The sequence below is a fragment of the Lysinibacillus sp. GW823-FHT02G10 genome, from assembly GCF_058797135.1.
The window spans coordinates 374561-391202 of the sequence record NZ_JBXAJI010000002.1 but is presented as its reverse complement, the minus strand read 5'-3'; the positions used below and the strand labels follow the sequence as shown (position 1 = coordinate 391202).

Here is a 16642-nt window from a genome sequence, read left to right as displayed (position 1 = left end):
GAATTTCGGATGACAGTTACCACTTCAACGAATGTAATGAAAAAATTATCAAGTAAAAATATTGTTTCACCAAAAGGCTTTAAGGCAGCCGGATTACACTGTGGTTTAAAACATAAGAAAAAGGATTTAGCCCTTTTAGTAAGTGAAGTCCCAGCAAGTGTTGCGGGTGTTTTTACTACAAATGCTGTGCAAGCAGCACCATTAAAAGTCACGAAGGAAGTTGTTTATGCAACTAAGAAAATGCAAGCGATGATCGTGAATTCAGGCAATGCGAATGCTTGTACAGGTAAACAAGGTGTAAAAGATGCCCAAACAATGCAAGCGCTAGCTGCTGAAAAATTAGGGATTGCACCAAATTTGGTGGGAGTTTGCTCGACAGGTGTTATTGGAGAAATGATGAAATTAGAGCCAGTAGCAAATGGTATTCTTCAGTTAGAGCCAAAGGACAATTTAGAAAGTGCGATTGACTTTGCGCAGGCTATTTTGACAACAGATACCGTCATGAAAAACACAAGCTATAGTACAACTGTGGATGGCAAGGAAGTTATCATTGCTGGTGTAGCAAAAGGTTCAGGTATGATCGAACCTAATATGGCAACAATGCTAGGCTTTATTACAACAGATGCCAACATTGAATCTGATGTGTTACAAGCAGCTTTATCGACTATTACTAATTTAACATTTAACGCTATTACAGTTGACGGGGATACATCCACTAATGACACAGTGGTAATATTGGCTAATGGCTTGGCAGGGAATAATTCTTTAACTCCAGAGCATCCAGATTGGCAAAATTTCTTTAACACTTTGCAAACAGTAGCGGAAGATTTAGCAAAAATGATTGCCAAAGATGGTGAAGGAGCAACGAAGCTTATCGAAGTGGAAGTTGTTGGTGCAATTTCAGACGAGGAGGCACGTAAAATTGCAAAAACAGTCGTTGGTTCACCACTTGTAAAGACTGCAGTTTTCGGCTGTGATGCCAACTGGGGGCGTATTATTGCAGCAGTAGGGTATAGTGGCGCAACAGTTGATCCAGATAAAATTACTATCCAAATCGGTGGTGCTACTATGGTAGAAAACGGTGAACCAATTCCCTTTTCTGAGGACGAGTTAATTCAAATATTAAAAATGCATGAAGTAAAAATCTATGTGTCCCTTGGTGTGGGTGATGGTAAGGGGCATGCTTTTGGATGTGACTTAACATATGACTATGTCCAAATCAATGCATCATACCGCTCATAAACGTGTGGTCATTAAGCTTGGGGGCAGTACACTGGAAGGTTTAAATGAGGCTTTCTTTGATAATTTTAAAAGATTACAAGAGAGTGGGGTAGAGCTTATTATTACCCACGGGGGTGGGCCAGCCATAAATCGAGAACTAGCTGCTCAAGGCCTACAATCACATACATTAAATGGAATACGTGTCACGAACGAGGCTGCAATTAAAGTTGTCCAATCGACCCTAATAGGGCAAGTAAACACTGCATTAGTTCATGAGTTAACAACAGCTGGTATAGCAGCCATCGGATTAAATGGCTTTGATAATCAGTTGATAGTCGTAGACTTTTTAGATAAAGAGACTTACGGGTATGTAGGAGCTATTAAAAATATCAATACATCCTTATTGGAAGCTTTAATGGGTGTAGGGATTGTACCTGTTATTGCCTGCGTAGGTACGACCGAAGCAGGTCAGGCTCTTAATATTAATGGCGATACGGTAGCAAGTGAAATTGCTTTAGCCGTCGGAGCAGATAGCTTACTACTCGTGACAGATGTGAGTGGTATCCGTATTGAAGATGAATATCAAGCAATAGCTACACCTAGTCTTATAGATCAATGGACAGAGCAGGGCCATATTTACGGTGGAATGATTCCGAAAGTGCAAGGAGCGATTGACTGTTTACGGGCAGGGGTTCCTTCTGTACAAATTGTAGGCGCAACTTTAATTGGTACAACAATTGTAGCCACAAGTGAACTTCTTTCTTCCTAGTGTTCTAAATAGGATAGCTTGAGAAGTATAGTTGTTGAAAGAAACTATTTTAAATGATAGTGGAGATGATAACATGAGTGTTTTATTTGAGAATTACGGCAAGCGTCGTGCACAAATTGTTAAAGGTCAGGGGACAATTGTTGAGGATTCAACAGGGAAGCAATACTTGGATTTTACTAGTGGCATTGCTGTGGTGAGTCTTGGTCATGCCCATCCAGCCGTTGTACAGGCACTTCAAGAGCAAAGCCAAAAGCTATGGCATATTTCAAATCTTTTTGAAATACCAGGTCAGGAAAAGGTGGCAGAAAAATTAATTGCTAATACACACTTTTCACATGCCTTTTTTTGTAATAGCGGGGCTGAGGCTAATGAAGCGGCCATTAAATTAGCTCGTAAGCATACAGGCAAACATCATATTATTACATTTGAAAAATCATTCCACGGTCGTACTTTTGGAGCAATGTCTGCAACAGGTCAAGGCAAAGTACATAATGGCTTTGGACCACTCGTAGAAAAATTTTCGATTTTGCCATTTAATGATGCTGCTACACTTGAAGCAACCGTTGATGATTCAGTTGCAGCTATAATGCTAGAAATGATTCAGGGAGAGGGTGGCGTCAATAGTGTATCAGCAGAATTTGCCGCAGCTATTGCAAAAGTCTGTGAGGAGCAAGGTGTACTACTAATTGTTGATGAAGTGCAAACGGGCATTGGAAGAACAGGAACACGCTATGCATTTGAACAAACGGTATTAAAGCCACATATCGTAACTTTGGCAAAAGGCTTAGGTGGTGGTTTCCCTGTTGGTGCAATGCTCGGAACTGCTGAGCTTCATGCTACATTTAGTCCAGGAACACATGGTACAACATTCGGTGGAAACCCTCTTGCGATGAATGTGGCACAAGCTGTTTTAAATCATGTGTTTGAGCCGGATTTTTTACAGCAGGTACGAGAAATATCTGCCTATTTTGTGGCACAACTAAGGGCTCATTTATCTTCTAGCTATACTGTTCAAGGCCAGGGTCTCTTGTTAGGGATTGGCTGTGGGGACACGGAAGTTGCGCCTTATATCGCGGCAGCGGAAGAAAGTGGTCTTTTATTAGTAGGGGCAGGGCCAACAGTTATTCGTCTTTTGCCTCCATTAACGGTCACAAAGGAAGAGATTGACAAAGCAGTAGCTATTTTAAAGAACATATTACCGTGAAAATACACTTTCGTTCAGCAGAAAGTGAGGCATTAGCGGCAAAAATGACTAGACATTAGGATGAACAAAGAATCTGCTAGATATGAGCAGATTCTTTGCGCTATAAATGCTATTGTAGCTGTTTTACTAATGTTGCCACTAATTTTGGTAACCAATCTTCAAGCTGACTAAACGTAAATCCTGCCTTCTCAGCCTTAGCATTAGACATATACCAATCAGCAGGCACCCCATAAGGAGACTGTGATTCCTCATCACCACCAATGAGGGATATTTTTGCGCGCTGACCACTTGCTTCTTCAATTAGCGCAATTAGATCTTTGAGAGATATGGCCCCTGATGCGGTAGCATTGTATGGTCCCTCAATAGGAGTAACGCCCGCAAAGTATAAAAATTCAGCAGCTTCCCCATCTGTAATATAACTCATCTTTGCATCAATGTTCGGTAAAGTAATCGGCTGATTCTGTAAAATATGTTCAACGTGGAAATGTAAACGTCGAGTATAATCATCTTCACCCATCACAATTGGGAAACGTACAGCTACGACTGGGAATGAAGCTTCTTTGAATAAGACTGCCTCCGCTTGTCGTTTTCCTTCTCCATAAGAAAATTCCTCTTGATGTCCCATACGAATTTGATACTGGTATGGATCAAAGTCTTCTTCCTTTTTTATCTTACCATCTACCTCATATGTTGAAAGAGTAGAAGTAAAGACGAGCTTTTTCGTTTTTCCCTTTAATATCTCGCAAATCGCTTGTGCCTCGTTGGGCGAATAGCAAATATTATCATAGACAATGTCCCATGTTGTATTGGCTAGTGCCTGTTCTAAAGCATCACGATCATTACGATTTACTACTAATTGCTTAACATGTGTACCAAAGGGGTTGCCACTTTGACCACGTGTTAAAATCGTTACATTATGTCCATTTTGAATACAAAGATCAACTAGCTTTTTTCCAAAAAAACGTGTGCCTCCTAAAATCAATATGTTCATATATTTTCACCCCTTCAAAATAGTAGTCCTCTTAATAATGACAAAAAAACAGACTTACTACAATTCATAAGTAATATGCAGTAAGTCTGTTTAATTGATTATCTAATACAAATGCTTTTGCTAAGGCATAATGGATTAGCGCCTTGATGTTTCAGTTGGAGTAGTGGTATTACCATTGTCTCCTCCATTTGTGCCATCTCCGGGGTTATCAGATCCATCGCCATTGCTTCCGGAGCCATCCCCGTTATTGGAGCCATTGCCATTGTTACCAGAACCATCCCCGTTATTGGAGCCATTGCCGTTATTACCAGACCCGTTCCCATTATTGGAGCCATTGCCGTTACTACCCGAACCATTACCATTACCATTGCCATTAGTAGGTGGTGTTGTAGGTGGTATTGGCTCTTGGTCGTTTTCCTCTGGGTCAGGTTCATTTTCACTACCGCCAGTAGACACAACATTGGAGTGTGGTGATGTTAAACCTGTAATATCTACAGCGACCACTACATAAGCTTGTCCACTAGCAACCGTAATGCTTTGTGTTGACTCTAGTACGGACGTTACAAGTGTATTACCGCCATTCGTAACGTTGTAGATACGATAACCAACAACATCATTCGATGACTCTGACCATGATAATGTAGAGCCATTTACTGAAGCTGAGACAGCTCCTGGAGGGCTACCATCCGCTGGGAAATCAACTGCTGATACAGATGAATTCGACAATGTAGAATTCTTTGGTAACAGACTAGCAGGGTTCCCGCCAAGTCTACCTAACATTCGTTTAATAAAGTCTTGATTAATGCCTGCGCCACCTGCTTTTACAAACTCTGCTGGTGTATTTGGCAACGCATTATAAGTTTTTCCTTTAATCGTCACAACACTTGAAGAGGCTAAGCTATCATCAGGTTGTGATGGTAAAAATACTTTCGCATTAAATAAATCTGAGCGTACAAGACCTGCGCTAGCACAAGCTGCAGAAGGGGCCATGCCGGAAATGCCACAGAATGATGCTGTCACAACATTTTTAGGCGCCTTAAAACTTGTTGGAGGGTCAATTAGCTGAGGGTCCGCATCGTAAACAGCATTCATTAAAGTACCCCATAGCTTATTCACCCGAACGCTTGGCTGTAAATAGGTGTTGTTAAATGCATAAAGTGTACGAGGTTGATCGTAACCCATCCAAACACCAAGAGATACATTAGGGTTATAACCAACTAACCAAACATCTTTATATTCTTGAGAAGTCCCTGTTTTTGCAGCGAAATCAGAAGAGAATTTTAATGTATTTCGTGCCATTGTCCCTGTTCCTTTAGTGAGAACATCACGTAGCATATCTGTCACGATATAAGATGTTTCTGGGCTAAATACTTGAACAGGTTCTACTTCATGTTGGTAAACAATATTTCCTTCTTGGTCTTCAATTCGATCAATCATATAAGCGTCAATGAATTGGCCACCATTTGCAAAGGTAGCAAATGCATTTGTATTTTCTTCAACAGTAGTTCCTTCGCTTAAAGCACCGATCCCAGTTGCTAGGTTAGTAAAATCATCTGGATGTAATTTTGAGAATCCCATTTTTACTAACAAATCTGCAGGGCGTCTACTAATAATATCATTATATAAACGTAGTGCTGAAATATTTTGAGAATCTGCTAAAGCTTCACGTGCTGGAATAAGACCTCGCTCATCACTCGTAATATAGTTACTTGGACTCCAAGAACCGATTGAGAATTTCACGTCAACTAATGGACTACCCGCACCGATTACGCCATACTCAATGGCAGGTCCATAAACAAGTAATGGTTTCATTGTAGAACCGTTAGAACGATAAGCTTGTGTTGCATGGTTTACTTGAGTGGTTTTAAAGTCTCGACCACCGACAAAGCTTAAAATACGACCTGTCGTATTCTCTATTAAAATACTACCTACTTGTACCGGCATCTCAATATCAATTTCTTCACCAGTAACAGGATCTTTCCCTTTACCAGTATACGTATGACCATAATACTGGAAGTCTTTTGCTGCTTTTTGCATCGCATCATACATATCTTTATTAATGGTTGAATAAATACGATAGCCTTTTGAACGAACATCACGATCTGCTAAAATCGTATATTTATCCTTTAATTTTTTTTCTGACTTTAAGCGCTCTGGGTCAATCCCATCATCTTTTGCTAATTTTTCAGCAATAATATCTTTTGCACGAGCTTCAAGCTCATAAGTCAACCAAGGATAACGATCCTCCGCTCGCATTTCTGGTCCACGGAAATCGGCAGCAATATCATAGTTTAACGCTTCATTATACTGTGCATCATCAATATAACCAGCTTCTTTCATACGATAAAGTACTGTTTTCATACGATCAATACCTGGTTTCAAAGCTTCTTCACTTTTCAGTTCACCTGTATTTGTAAATGGTGTATAAGCAAATGGTGCCTGTGGAATACCAGCTATGTACGCAGCTTGAGGAAGAGTCAATTCTTTTGCTTTTACGCCAAAAATTCCTTCCGCAGCTGTTTCAACACCTGCAATATTTCGTCCTGAAGAGTTACGACCATAGGGAATGATATTTAAATAAGCCTCTAATATTTCTTCCTTCGTCATAAAATGTTCTAAACGCATCGCTAGTAAAATTTCCTTAGCTTTACGCTCGTATGATACTTCATTAGTTAGTACTTGGTTTTTAATAAGCTGCTGGGTAAGTGTAGAACCACCTGTCTGCGTTGCAGAGTTTGTGACATCTTGTAATAACCCACGAATAACTGCTTTAGGAACAATTCCGTTATGCTCTCGGAAATATTCATCTTCTGTTGCCAGAACAGCATTCACGACCTCTGGTGCAACATTGCTAAGCGAAGTTTCACGTCGATCTAAATCTGTCCTTAATTTCCCAATATAAATATCGTTGGCAAAATAAATCTCACTGGTTTCTTCATAGCTAAAAATTTGATCCCTTAACTCTTGTTTTGAGCGTAACGGTTCTTCTTTTACAAGAGAAGCAAAATAACCAGCTCCAACTGAACCGACAAATACAGTGCCAACCAATGCAAAGACTAAAAATAGTAAAAATAAGTTCCAGGTAACACTACCTGAAATACGTAATTTCTTCATCCATTTTTGTTCAAGTAATTCATCGATCTTTGCATTGATTTTTTCAATCCAATCTTTCAATGTATCGACCTCCTAAAATCTTGTCTATTATAGCACATATTGTTTTAGCACGAACATAGTTATTGACTTTGAAAAAGAATCGTATAAAATTATGTTTATAGTTTTCTGGTGATGAAGAGCTTGCAGTAGTGTCTATATTCCCTGTTTAGAGAGCCAGTGGTTGGTGAAAACTGGTCATATTGTAGAGACGAATTACGTGCTTGGAGCTTAGACGTGCGCGCCTGCGATAAAGGCGGCTGAATGAAGTGGAAGGTGGATGACATCTTCAAGCTGGGTGGTACCGCGTTAGTTTGCAACTTAACGTCCCTGCATGCAATTGTTTGCGTGTAGGGACTTTTTTTATTTAAACATGTCCATGCACGTAATGAATTTAACCATTTTAGGAGGAATGAACATGACAAACGAATTATTACAAGATTTAGAATGGCGTGGTTTGCTATACCAACAAACAGATGCGGAAGGCATGGCAAAATTATTAGATGAACAATCTGTATCTTTATACTGTGGGGTAGATCCAACAGCTGACTCCATGCATATTGGACATATTGTTCCATTGTTAACACTTCGTCGATTCCAAAAAGCGGGCCACCGTCCAATTTTACTTGTTGGTGGTGCGACAGGGATGATCGGTGACCCATCTGGCCGTTCAGAAGAGCGCCAATTACAAACAGTAGAGCAAATCGATAAAAACGTTCAAGGAATCCGTAGTCAATTAGAACGTATTTTCGAATTTGCGGAAGATGGCAATGGTGCTCAGCTTGTGAACAATCGTGACTGGATTGGTAATATAAACACAATTGAATTTTTACGTGATTACGGGAAACTAATTAACGTAAACTATATGTTAGCAAAAGATACGATTGCTTCTCGTCTTGACACAGGAATCTCGTTTACAGAGTTTGCCTATACGTTAATTCAAGGTATTGATTACAATCATTTATACAATCACTACAATTGCCGTATTCAAGTAGGTGGCTCTGACCAATGGGGTAATATTACAACAGGGTTAGAGGTTATTCGTAAAACACACGAGGAAGAAACGAAAGCCTTTGGAATTACGATTCCATTAGTAACAAAGGCAGATGGTACAAAGTTTGGTAAAACCGCAGGTGGTGCTGTTTGGCTAGATAGTAAGAAAACATCTCCATATGAATTCTACCAATTCTGGATCAATGCAGCTGATGCAGATGTCATAAAATACTTAAAAATCTTCACGTTCCTATCTCGTGAAGAAATTGAAGCTTTAGCCGTATCTGTAGAGGAGGAGCCACATTTACGTAAGGCACAAAAGGCGCTAGCTGAAGAAATGACTCGTTTAATACATGGTCAAGAGGCATTAGAGCAAGCCATCCGTATTACAGCTGCTTTATTCTCAGGAGATCTAAAAGCACTTTCAGCCGAAGAAATGAAGGACGCTTTTAAAGACGTTCCTTCTATTGAAATGGCTAAAGAGGATAAAAACATTGTGGACCTACTTGTGGAGGCCGGCATTTCCTCTTCAAAACGTCAAGCACGTGAGGATGTATCAAATGGTGCTATTAGTGTAAACGGTGAAAAGGTAACAGATTTAGAATATGTAGTCGATGCGAAGGATCGTTTAGAGGATGCATTTAGCATTGTCCGTCGAGGTAAGAAAAAATATCATATGGTGAAATTTATCTAATTTCTATTTGCAAAACCACATCCCAAAAAACGCTGGATGTGGTTTTTTCATCATAAGAAACTTGGAGGTTTTATTTGTTCATATTCTTTAGGATGCAGTATTTTTCCAAGCTTTATAGCACCTTCAATAAGTCGTGGAGAAGGGCGACAATACAGCCATTCTTCCATTACATGGAGCTGTTCCGATTGAATGGCATGTAACTCTTTGGCATATGGACGTTTTAATAAATTAGCAGGTTGGATACGCTCAAATGCGACACCAACCCAAGCCATCATGATATAGTCAGGCTGGCGTTTAACAACATCTATCCAATCTGTTTGAACACTAGCAAGCTCAACATCTTGAAATAGATTAATGCCACCAGCAAGAGCGCTAATTTCTGTTAGCCAATTTATTTTCCCAGGAGTGAAAATAGGGTTCGGCCACCATTCCCAATACAGGGTAGGTTTCTTCGGAATTGTTTGTGCAATGGAATACATTTTTTCGATGGAATGCATGTACTCTTCAGCAATTGTCTTTGCTTGTTCCTCCACTTGACAAGCTTTCCCGAGTGTCAGAAGATCTTGCGCAATTTCTTCTAATGAGTTTGCATTAAAAATAATATGAGGGATATTTCTTTCTTTTAGTGCCTCAATGTTTTTTTCCATACCAGGTACACTCAAGGAAGCCAGAACAAGATCAGGCTGTAATGCCTCTAATGCATCCATGTTAATTGATAAATCAGGCCCAAGCTGTGGTAGATCTTTAACCGATGATGGCCAATCGGAATAATCATCAACTCCAACGAGCTGGTCTGTCAGCCCTAAATAGGCGACTAATTCTGTATTGCTAGGACAAATTGAAATTAAACGCATATTATTTTCTCCTATTCTTTTTAAGAAAAGTATAACGAGAGTTCCCGTGATAGACAATGTGTGTGTATCGAGTCCATAAAAAAGTGGAGAAAACATTTGTTTTCTCCATCCTTTGTATAGGCTTATAGGAAACCGTCGATTAAGAAAGGGCAACTGCCTCGAGTGACTCTTCTTTTTTCACAATAGGACCCATTGCATTTGTGATGATTTGTTTGATATCCTCTAGTGTTGCTTTACGAGGGTTCGTCTCAGCACACACATCTAATAATGCATTTTTTGCTAAGATCTCAATATCCTCATCTTTTGCACCTAATTCACGGAAGCCGCTAGGAATATTTAAATCTTGTGATAACTTCTCAATAGCTGTAATAGCCTTTTCAGCCGCATCTCGCTTACTTAAACCTTCTACATTTTCTCCTAATAATTCAGCGATACGAGCAAAGCGCTCTGTACGTGCTGTGACATTAAATCGACAAACATGTGGCAATAAAATAGCGTTGCACACGCCATGTGGTAGGTTATAGAAACCGCCCAATTGATGAGCAATTGCATGAACATAGCCAAGTGATGCATTATTAAAGGCCATTCCCGCTAAAAATTGTGCATATACCATTTGTTCACGCGCTTCTATATCAGCTCCATTTGCATAGGCACGTGGTAGATATTCAGGAATTAGCTGAAGGACCTTTTCAGCACATGCGTCCGTGATTGGTGTAGCATTCGTAGAAACGAATGATTCAATAGCATGTGTTAGTGCATCGACCCCAGTAGCTGCCGTAAGAGCAGGAGGTAAACCAATCATTAATTCAGGATCGTTTATAGAAAGTAACGGTGTCACATGCTTATCAACAATGGCCATTTTTACTTTGCGTGCTGTATCTGTGATAATAGTGAAACGAGTCATTTCACTGGCAGTACCAGCAGTTGTATTAATTGCAATTAATGGCACAAGTGGATTTTGTGATTTATCAACGCCTTCATAATCATGAATGCGTCCACCATTCGAAGCAATAAGTCCGATACCTTTTGCTGCATCGTGTGCGCTGCCTCCTCCAAGAGAAACAATAGAATCACAGTTTTCCGCATGATACACGGAAATGCCATCTTCTATGTTTTGATCTGTTGGATTTGGTTCTGCTTTAGGGAAAATTGCTACATCAATTCCAGCAGCTGTAATGATGTTTGCAATTTGTTCTGAGAGACCTAATTTGTGTAGACCCTCATCTGTTACGATTAATGTCTTTTTCACTTCTAAATCATTTAAGCGTTTACCAACTTCTTGAATTGCTCCAGGTCCAAATAAGTTTGTTTTCGGCATAACAAATTGCTTTAGAACGTCTGACATATTTCCAACCCCTTTTAAAAAATTATTATTGCTTGAATGATGGTGAACCACCTTTCGCAATTCATCGTATTCTATTTTTTGTAAAAGTTCAACTCGTATTTTTATTAAAATTGTTAAATTTCTTCATGTTATTATTTTACAAAAAAGTTAAGGTGATGATAGGAGCGTTGGAATGTTGTTTTGTTGTAGAATATTGAATTTAAAAAGGTTTTAAAAATATTTTACTATGAAAGTAAAATATATTTTTTGGAAAACAGTTCTATTTTGAGGATCTAATGAATAGTAAATAACTGATATTTTGTTTTTATTATAAAGGTAGTGATTATGTTATTTTGAAACTATGTAATTGTTATTTTAAAGTACATAAAATTGCCACAATATAAGAGAAAAAATTATTGTTGGTTATAATAATCTGGGCAATGCGTCTGCGCTAAAAAAGTAGTGCATCATTTTGAAGAAATCAGTGAAAATAAAAATTCTTGCTTTGGATTAAATTTATAGTTAGATAATCTAATTAAAAGGTGATTGTAATGACAAAAAGTAAGAAAACGTACACACATGAAGATGATTTACCTGTATTAGGGGTAGAGCCGTATATTGAACTGATTCAAATGTCTTCTTCAAGTGATACAAATCGAGAAGATGCCAAGCTGGGATTAATGTTGTTATGGTTAAGTGATTATGTGCTGGATGTAGCAGACAATGAGTTAGCTCCTTTTGGCATTACGGAAAGTAAATTAGACTTATTACTATTGCTGACTCTACATGAAGATAGACGAGCGACTCCATCCGCTTTAGCTCAACGATTAGGAATTACGAGAGCATCAGCAACGTCAATGCTTGATTGGCTAGAAAAGAGAAATCTTGTTGTACGGAATCATAGTAAAGAAGATCGGAGGAAGGTCTATGTAAGTTTAACGGATGAAGGTCGTGCTTTTATAACGAAAGTGTTACCGACTTATTGGTCGTCATGTGCTTCTAATTTAATTGATTTGGAGCCTGATGAACGAAAAGTATTTGAGAAGCTAGTGAGTAAATTATTAACATCAATACAAAGAAAATTAAAGGTGGAACGTTAAACTGTAGCTATTTTGGTACAGTTTAATTTTTAAACATTTAATTAGATTATCTAACTATAAGTTAATCGAACTAAAAGGGTGATGTATTTAATGAACATTGTAATTTCAGGAAATCGAGCAAATTATGCTTTAATGACAACTATTTTATCCTGGACAGGTATGGTAGTGATGTCGAGTCTCTATTTAACAATACCTCTGATTAGTGTATTCAGTGATTATTTTCATATTTCATTGACTAAAGCGGGTTTTACATCTAGTGTTTTTTCACTTGGATTTGCACTAGGGTGTTTTTTCTATGGTGTGATATCAGAAAAATATGGTCGTAAAAATATCATTGTATTTGGGCTTTTTTCATTAAGCGTAATAACGTTACTTCTAGGTTTAGCTAATGACTTTTCTTTTATCCTTCTATTGAGAGGATTACAGGGGCTTGCGGCAGCAACATTTTCACCAGTAGCACTTGCCTATACTCTTGAGGTTTTTTCAAATGATCGAAAAGTTGGGGCAGTAGGTTTTATCAGTACGGGATTTCTTGTAGCGGGTATAGTTGGTCAGGTGTTTAGTGGATATGTAAGCGACCATAGTCATTGGCGCGTCATCTTTTATGTACTTGCTGTAGTGTATGTTATGACTGCTTTGTTAGTCGTGTGGATCTTACCGAAGGGAATAATTCAGAATGAAACTAAAAATATATGGGCTCCTCTGAAGAGAATTGGTATTATTTTCAACAATAGAAATTTGATCTTTAGTTATATCATTGCGTTTGTATTATTAATGTCATTTGTCGGTATGTACATTATTTTAGGGGCTTATTTAACGAGTGATTTCTTTGGTATGAAAAGTCAGAACCTTATTTACATTCGTATCTTTGGGATAGTGGGGATGGTTATGTCACCATTTGCGGGGAAAATAGCAAAGCGTTTTAATGTGCTGTTTGTACTGAAAATGGCCTTAACTCTTTCGATTATTGCACTGACAGCGATGAGCTTTATTTCAACTATAGCTGGTTTAACCATCAGTAGTATTTTATTTGTTGGTGGGATTGCCCTTGCTGTTCCTTCATTAGTAACGCTTGTTAGTCAGTTAGGTTGGAATATGGGAGGGATTGCAGTTTCTATGTACACAGTAATTTTATTTGCTGGAACAAGTGTTGCACCGTTCATATCTGCTTATTTCATACAATTTGGTAGCTTTACTGTAGCCTTCCTCCTACTTGCTACAATACTCGGTACTGGATTAGTTTTTGCGCTAATGATTAAAAGCGGAAAAAACGTAGGTTCTAATTGATTGTTCATAGAAAAAAAGCCCTGAAGCCTTGGTATACAAGGGATTTCAGGGCTTTTATTAGCACCAATTGATTAACGAGAGTAGAACTCTACGATGAATGCTTCGTTGATTTCAGCTGATAATTCAGAACGCTCTGGAAGGCGAGTGAATGTACCTTCTTTTTTGTCAGCATCGAATGTTAAGTAGTCAGGTACGAAGTTGTTTACTTCGATTGCTTCTACTACTACAGCAAGGTTTTGAGATTTTTCACGAAGAGAAATCGTTTGACCTGGTTTTACGCTGTATGATGGGATATCAACGCGTTTGCCATCTACTAAGATGTGACCGTGGTTAACTAATTGACGAGCTCCACGACGAGTACGAGCTAAACCTAAACGGTAAACTAAGTTGTCAAGGCGAGTTTCAAGAAGGATCATGAAGTTTTCACCGTGAACACCTTTCATTTTACCAGCGCGGTTAAATAGAGTACGGAATTGACGTTCGTTCATACCATACATATGACGAAGTTTTTGTTTTTCTTGAAGTTGTAAACCGTATTCTGATAATTTTTTACGTTGGTTTGGACCGTGTTGTCCTGGTGCGTAAGGACGTTTTTCGATTTCTTTACCTGTACCGCTTAGTGAGATACCAAGACGACGTGATAATTTCCAAGATGGACCTGTATAACGAGACATATTGTTGTCTCCTCCTTTAAATTTGGTTTTTTTGTTGTAAAACAAAAACCAGTAGTACCCATTCTTACACGCATTTTATTTTCATGTACTTTCGCCTATGCAGCCGTTAGGTTACACAATACACCATCTAATTTTCATTGCTGGTCATCTAAGTAGTTGTACATCAGAAAATAGAGGAATAAAATACAATCATAAGCTTATACCACTGCTGCGTTTATTTTACACAACCTCCATTGTAACTGCTTTGGACAAGGACGTCAATTATTAGCTAGTAAAAAAATATAAAAGAACATAGTAGGAAATTCCTCACTACCTATTTTAAATAATATGGGAATAGTTAATGATACGCTGTGTTATGTAAATTGTAAAAGTAAGGGATAATTACATAGTCAAAATGACACAAATTATGTATAATATATTATAAGTTAATAGTAATTGATTTGGACGTTATATAGAAAAGGTGATTTCATGACAGACCATTTACAAACGCTAAAATATATAAAATCTGATGTTTTGAGCTTTTGGGTGAGTTCTTATGAAGAACAAACTAGTTTTAATGGGTATTTTTGTTCATTGAAACAGTTTCTAAAGAAGCGCTTGAAAATTGATAATGCTGCTTTTCTTAGTTTTGAAGGTAATTCCTTAATCCCAATCGAAGAGATGGCTTCATTAACAATTGAAACAAAGCTAAATGCTGTGTCATGGCTGATGATTGAAGCTAGTTTTTATCAACAAAAAGTAGTGAAAATTCCTTATATATTGAAAGCAAGACAGGCCTATTCAATGATGACAGATATGGTGCTTTTCCAAGCAGAGGGCAAAAATCCCATTGGTATATTACTTGTGGAGGCAACAGAGTCTTGGACAGACTTTATGACCTCGGAGTATGGTGAAGAGTGTATAGAAACACTTTCAAAGGTTCTTCAAATGATTAGAGACAATTTAGATGTCAAAATAAATGAAGATCAATATAGAAAACTATATAACATGACTGACTTATTTCATTCAACAATGGATATTGATTTAATTTTAGAAAATGTATTAAAAAATATACGGGATAATTTTCCTGAGTTTAATGTGGAGCTTATTTTATCGAATGATCAAGATCGACACACGACCATCGATATTAAGCTTTTTGATTATTTATCAGAAAGACCTGCTACAATTGAAGCCTTTGTATCAGGAGAGTTGACGACAGAGCTAGCGAGCGATTTAAATTGTCGGTTGTTAAATGCACCGATTAAGGGCAGGCAAGCTATTTATGGCATCTTGCAAGTAAGTGCACCCACCACTTATCTTTTTTCAACAACCGAAAAAGATTTTGTACGGATGCTGGCACAAGCTTCAGGAAATGCTCTTGAAAATGCAAAGTTATATCATCAATCGCATCGCCTCGTAAGTGACTTACAACTCATCAATGAAACTTCGCATCGTTTAAATATGCGAATTGACATTCATGAAATGTTACTTTTCCTACAAAAGCAGTTACTGAAATCCTTTCAGCCAATGGAAGTATGTTTCGCATTTAAAAAACACGATACATTTGAAATAACAGGTGCAAGTACCTCCCTGTTCCATTCAGAAAACGGTCAAAGTTATATAAAACATGTTGAACAGCACTTTGCTCAAACGAATGATCCACTATTTGTTGCGGATTTCAGCCGTCTAACTCCTAATCAAATTGAGTATCGCTCTATTATGGCGATTCCTATACTTATGGAGGAAAAGATTAATGGTTTTAGTATTGTCTTACATAAAGAGCCATATTTCTTTTCATTCGATAGTTTCAAATTAATGCAATCTTTAATTCACCATTCATCATTAGCCATTGCAAACTCAATTTTACGAACACAGCTTCAGGAAATGGTCGATTTGGATCATTTAACGAAACTGTATGCTCGTAGTTACCTCGATCAGTTTGTAGAAAAATCGCTTGAATATGATCAATCTGGTATGTTTTTGTTAATTGATATTGATAATTTTAAACGCATTAATGATACGTATGGTCACCAAGTTGGAGATAAAATTCTTGTTCAGATTGCGGTTCAATTAAAAGAAACTATTGGAAGTCGTGGAATTTGTGCAAGATGGGGTGGAGAAGAAATGTCTGTCTATGTCCCTAACATCGATGAAAAAGAAGCTTTAGAATTAGCATCAACCATTGTGGAAGTCATCCCAAGTACCACAGATCCACAAGTAACCATTTCTGCGGGTCTTATAACATGGGATGAGCGAGATCGACCAGCATTCCAATCTGTGTTTTTACATGCAGATACAGCCTTGTATGAGGCGAAAAACAGCGGGAAAAATCGCTTTTGTACTCACAATGGATCGTTCCAAACGAATTCATAGGATTATAAAGCAAAACGTAAATGGTTGTT

The 16642-nt window shown here is 38.1% G+C and carries 12 protein-coding genes and 1 other annotated feature; of the genes, 7 read left to right on the top strand and 5 right to left on the bottom strand.

The annotated features are described in order from the left end of the window. The first annotated feature begins 9 nt into the window (after positions 1 to 9). The 3 genes from argJ to argD all read left to right on the top strand — a co-directional run bounded on the left by argJ (position 10) and on the right by argD (position 3194). A complete protein-coding gene (argJ, locus tag AC1RFD_RS11820) occupies positions 10 to 1242 on the top strand; it encodes a bifunctional glutamate N-acetyltransferase/amino-acid acetyltransferase ArgJ (RefSeq protein WP_492474922.1) in 1233 nt (410 codons plus the stop codon). Next, positions 1205 to 1990, top strand: a complete 786-nt coding sequence (gene argB, locus AC1RFD_RS11815) for an acetylglutamate kinase (protein ID WP_492474921.1) — start codon at positions 1205 to 1207, stop codon at positions 1988 to 1990. The genes argJ and argB overlap by 38 nt, the downstream gene beginning before the upstream one ends. Before the next feature lie 73 nt (positions 1991 to 2063). Beyond that, the gene (gene argD / locus AC1RFD_RS11810) at positions 2064 to 3194 is read left to right on the top strand and encodes an acetylornithine transaminase (RefSeq protein WP_048393719.1); all 1131 of its coding nucleotides are present in this window, start codon (positions 2064 to 2066) and stop codon (positions 3192 to 3194) included. A 109-nt stretch (positions 3195 to 3303) separates the two neighbouring features. Here argD and AC1RFD_RS11805 read toward each other — a convergent pair whose 3' ends face one another. Both AC1RFD_RS11805 and AC1RFD_RS11800 read right to left on the bottom strand, forming a co-directional pair. After that, positions 3304 to 4185 (bottom strand): NAD-dependent epimerase/dehydratase family protein, encoded by an 882-nt coding sequence (locus AC1RFD_RS11805; RefSeq protein ID WP_259948500.1) that lies wholly within the window; start codon positions 4183 to 4185, stop codon positions 3304 to 3306. A gap of 135 nt (positions 4186 to 4320) precedes the next feature. Then, complete coding sequence (locus AC1RFD_RS11800; protein WP_115674506.1) at positions 4321 to 7359, bottom strand: transglycosylase domain-containing protein; 3039 nt, start codon at positions 7357 to 7359, stop codon at positions 4321 to 4323. 102 nt (positions 7360 to 7461) lie between these two features. Beyond that, positions 7462 to 7670, top strand: a binding site (T-box leader). Positions 7671 to 7753: 83 nt separating this feature from the next. On the opposite strand from AC1RFD_RS11800, the gene tyrS reads away from it, so the two are divergent. Continuing rightward, positions 7754 to 9022, top strand: coding sequence for a tyrosine--tRNA ligase (gene tyrS, locus AC1RFD_RS11795; RefSeq protein WP_115674505.1), 1269 nt, complete (start codon positions 7754 to 7756; stop codon positions 9020 to 9022). A 50-nt stretch (positions 9023 to 9072) separates the two neighbouring features. Here the strand turns inward: tyrS and AC1RFD_RS11790 are convergent, their stop codons facing one another. Together AC1RFD_RS11790 and AC1RFD_RS11785 are read right to left on the bottom strand one after the other, a co-directional pair. After that, positions 9073 to 9876: a cobalamin-binding protein gene (locus AC1RFD_RS11790; protein WP_054549940.1), complete on the bottom strand. Its 804-nt coding sequence runs from the start codon at positions 9874 to 9876 to the stop codon at positions 9073 to 9075. Positions 9877 to 10015: 139 nt separating this feature from the next. Then, on the bottom strand, positions 10016 to 11221 hold the full coding sequence (locus tag AC1RFD_RS11785) for an iron-containing alcohol dehydrogenase (protein ID WP_004226138.1): 1206 nt from the start codon (positions 11219 to 11221) through the stop codon (positions 10016 to 10018). A 530-nt stretch (positions 11222 to 11751) separates the two neighbouring features. Between AC1RFD_RS11785 and AC1RFD_RS11780 the strand changes: the two genes are divergently transcribed. Beyond that, the gene (locus AC1RFD_RS11780; protein WP_328013000.1) at positions 11752 to 12300 is read left to right on the top strand and encodes a MarR family winged helix-turn-helix transcriptional regulator; all 549 of its coding nucleotides are present in this window, start codon (positions 11752 to 11754) and stop codon (positions 12298 to 12300) included. Between the two features lie 90 nt (positions 12301 to 12390). Further along, the gene (locus tag AC1RFD_RS11775) at positions 12391 to 13587 is read left to right on the top strand and encodes an MFS transporter (protein WP_492474920.1); all 1197 of its coding nucleotides are present in this window, start codon (positions 12391 to 12393) and stop codon (positions 13585 to 13587) included. A 71-nt stretch (positions 13588 to 13658) separates the two neighbouring features. Here the strand turns inward: AC1RFD_RS11775 and rpsD are convergent, their stop codons facing one another. Next, positions 13659 to 14261 (bottom strand): 30S ribosomal protein S4, encoded by a 603-nt coding sequence (gene rpsD, locus AC1RFD_RS11770; protein WP_016991579.1) that lies wholly within the window; start codon positions 14259 to 14261, stop codon positions 13659 to 13661. 573 nt (positions 14262 to 14834) lie between these two features. On the opposite strand from rpsD, the gene AC1RFD_RS11765 reads away from it, so the two are divergent. After that, the gene (locus AC1RFD_RS11765) at positions 14835 to 16613 is read left to right on the top strand and encodes a sensor domain-containing diguanylate cyclase (RefSeq protein WP_231595662.1); all 1779 of its coding nucleotides are present in this window, start codon (positions 14835 to 14837) and stop codon (positions 16611 to 16613) included. Positions 16614 to 16642 lie beyond the last annotated feature (29 nt).

What these genes read in the sequence shown, in the direction of transcription:
- argJ (WP_492474922.1), top strand. Translation starts at nt 10, where the DNA reads ATGACAGTTACCACTTCAACGAATGTAATGAAAAAATTATCAAGTAAA.
- argB (WP_492474921.1), top strand. Translation starts at nt 1,205, where the DNA reads ATGACTATGTCCAAATCAATGCATCATACCGCTCATAAACGTGTGGTC.
- argD (WP_048393719.1), top strand. Translation starts at nt 2,064, where the DNA reads ATGAGTGTTTTATTTGAGAATTACGGCAAGCGTCGTGCACAAATTGTT.
- AC1RFD_RS11805 (WP_259948500.1), bottom strand. Translation starts at nt 4,185, where the DNA reads ATGAACATATTGATTTTAGGAGGCACACGTTTTTTTGGAAAAAAGCTA.
- tyrS (WP_115674505.1), top strand. Translation starts at nt 7,754, where the DNA reads ATGACAAACGAATTATTACAAGATTTAGAATGGCGTGGTTTGCTATAC.
- AC1RFD_RS11790 (WP_054549940.1), bottom strand. Translation starts at nt 9,876, where the DNA reads ATGCGTTTAATTTCAATTTGTCCTAGCAATACAGAATTAGTCGCCTAT.
- AC1RFD_RS11785 (WP_004226138.1), bottom strand. Translation starts at nt 11,221, where the DNA reads ATGTCAGACGTTCTAAAGCAATTTGTTATGCCGAAAACAAACTTATTT.
- AC1RFD_RS11780 (WP_328013000.1), top strand. Translation starts at nt 11,752, where the DNA reads ATGACAAAAAGTAAGAAAACGTACACACATGAAGATGATTTACCTGTA.
- AC1RFD_RS11775 (WP_492474920.1), top strand. Translation starts at nt 12,391, where the DNA reads ATGAACATTGTAATTTCAGGAAATCGAGCAAATTATGCTTTAATGACA.
- rpsD (WP_016991579.1), bottom strand. Translation starts at nt 14,261, where the DNA reads ATGTCTCGTTATACAGGTCCATCTTGGAAATTATCACGTCGTCTTGGT.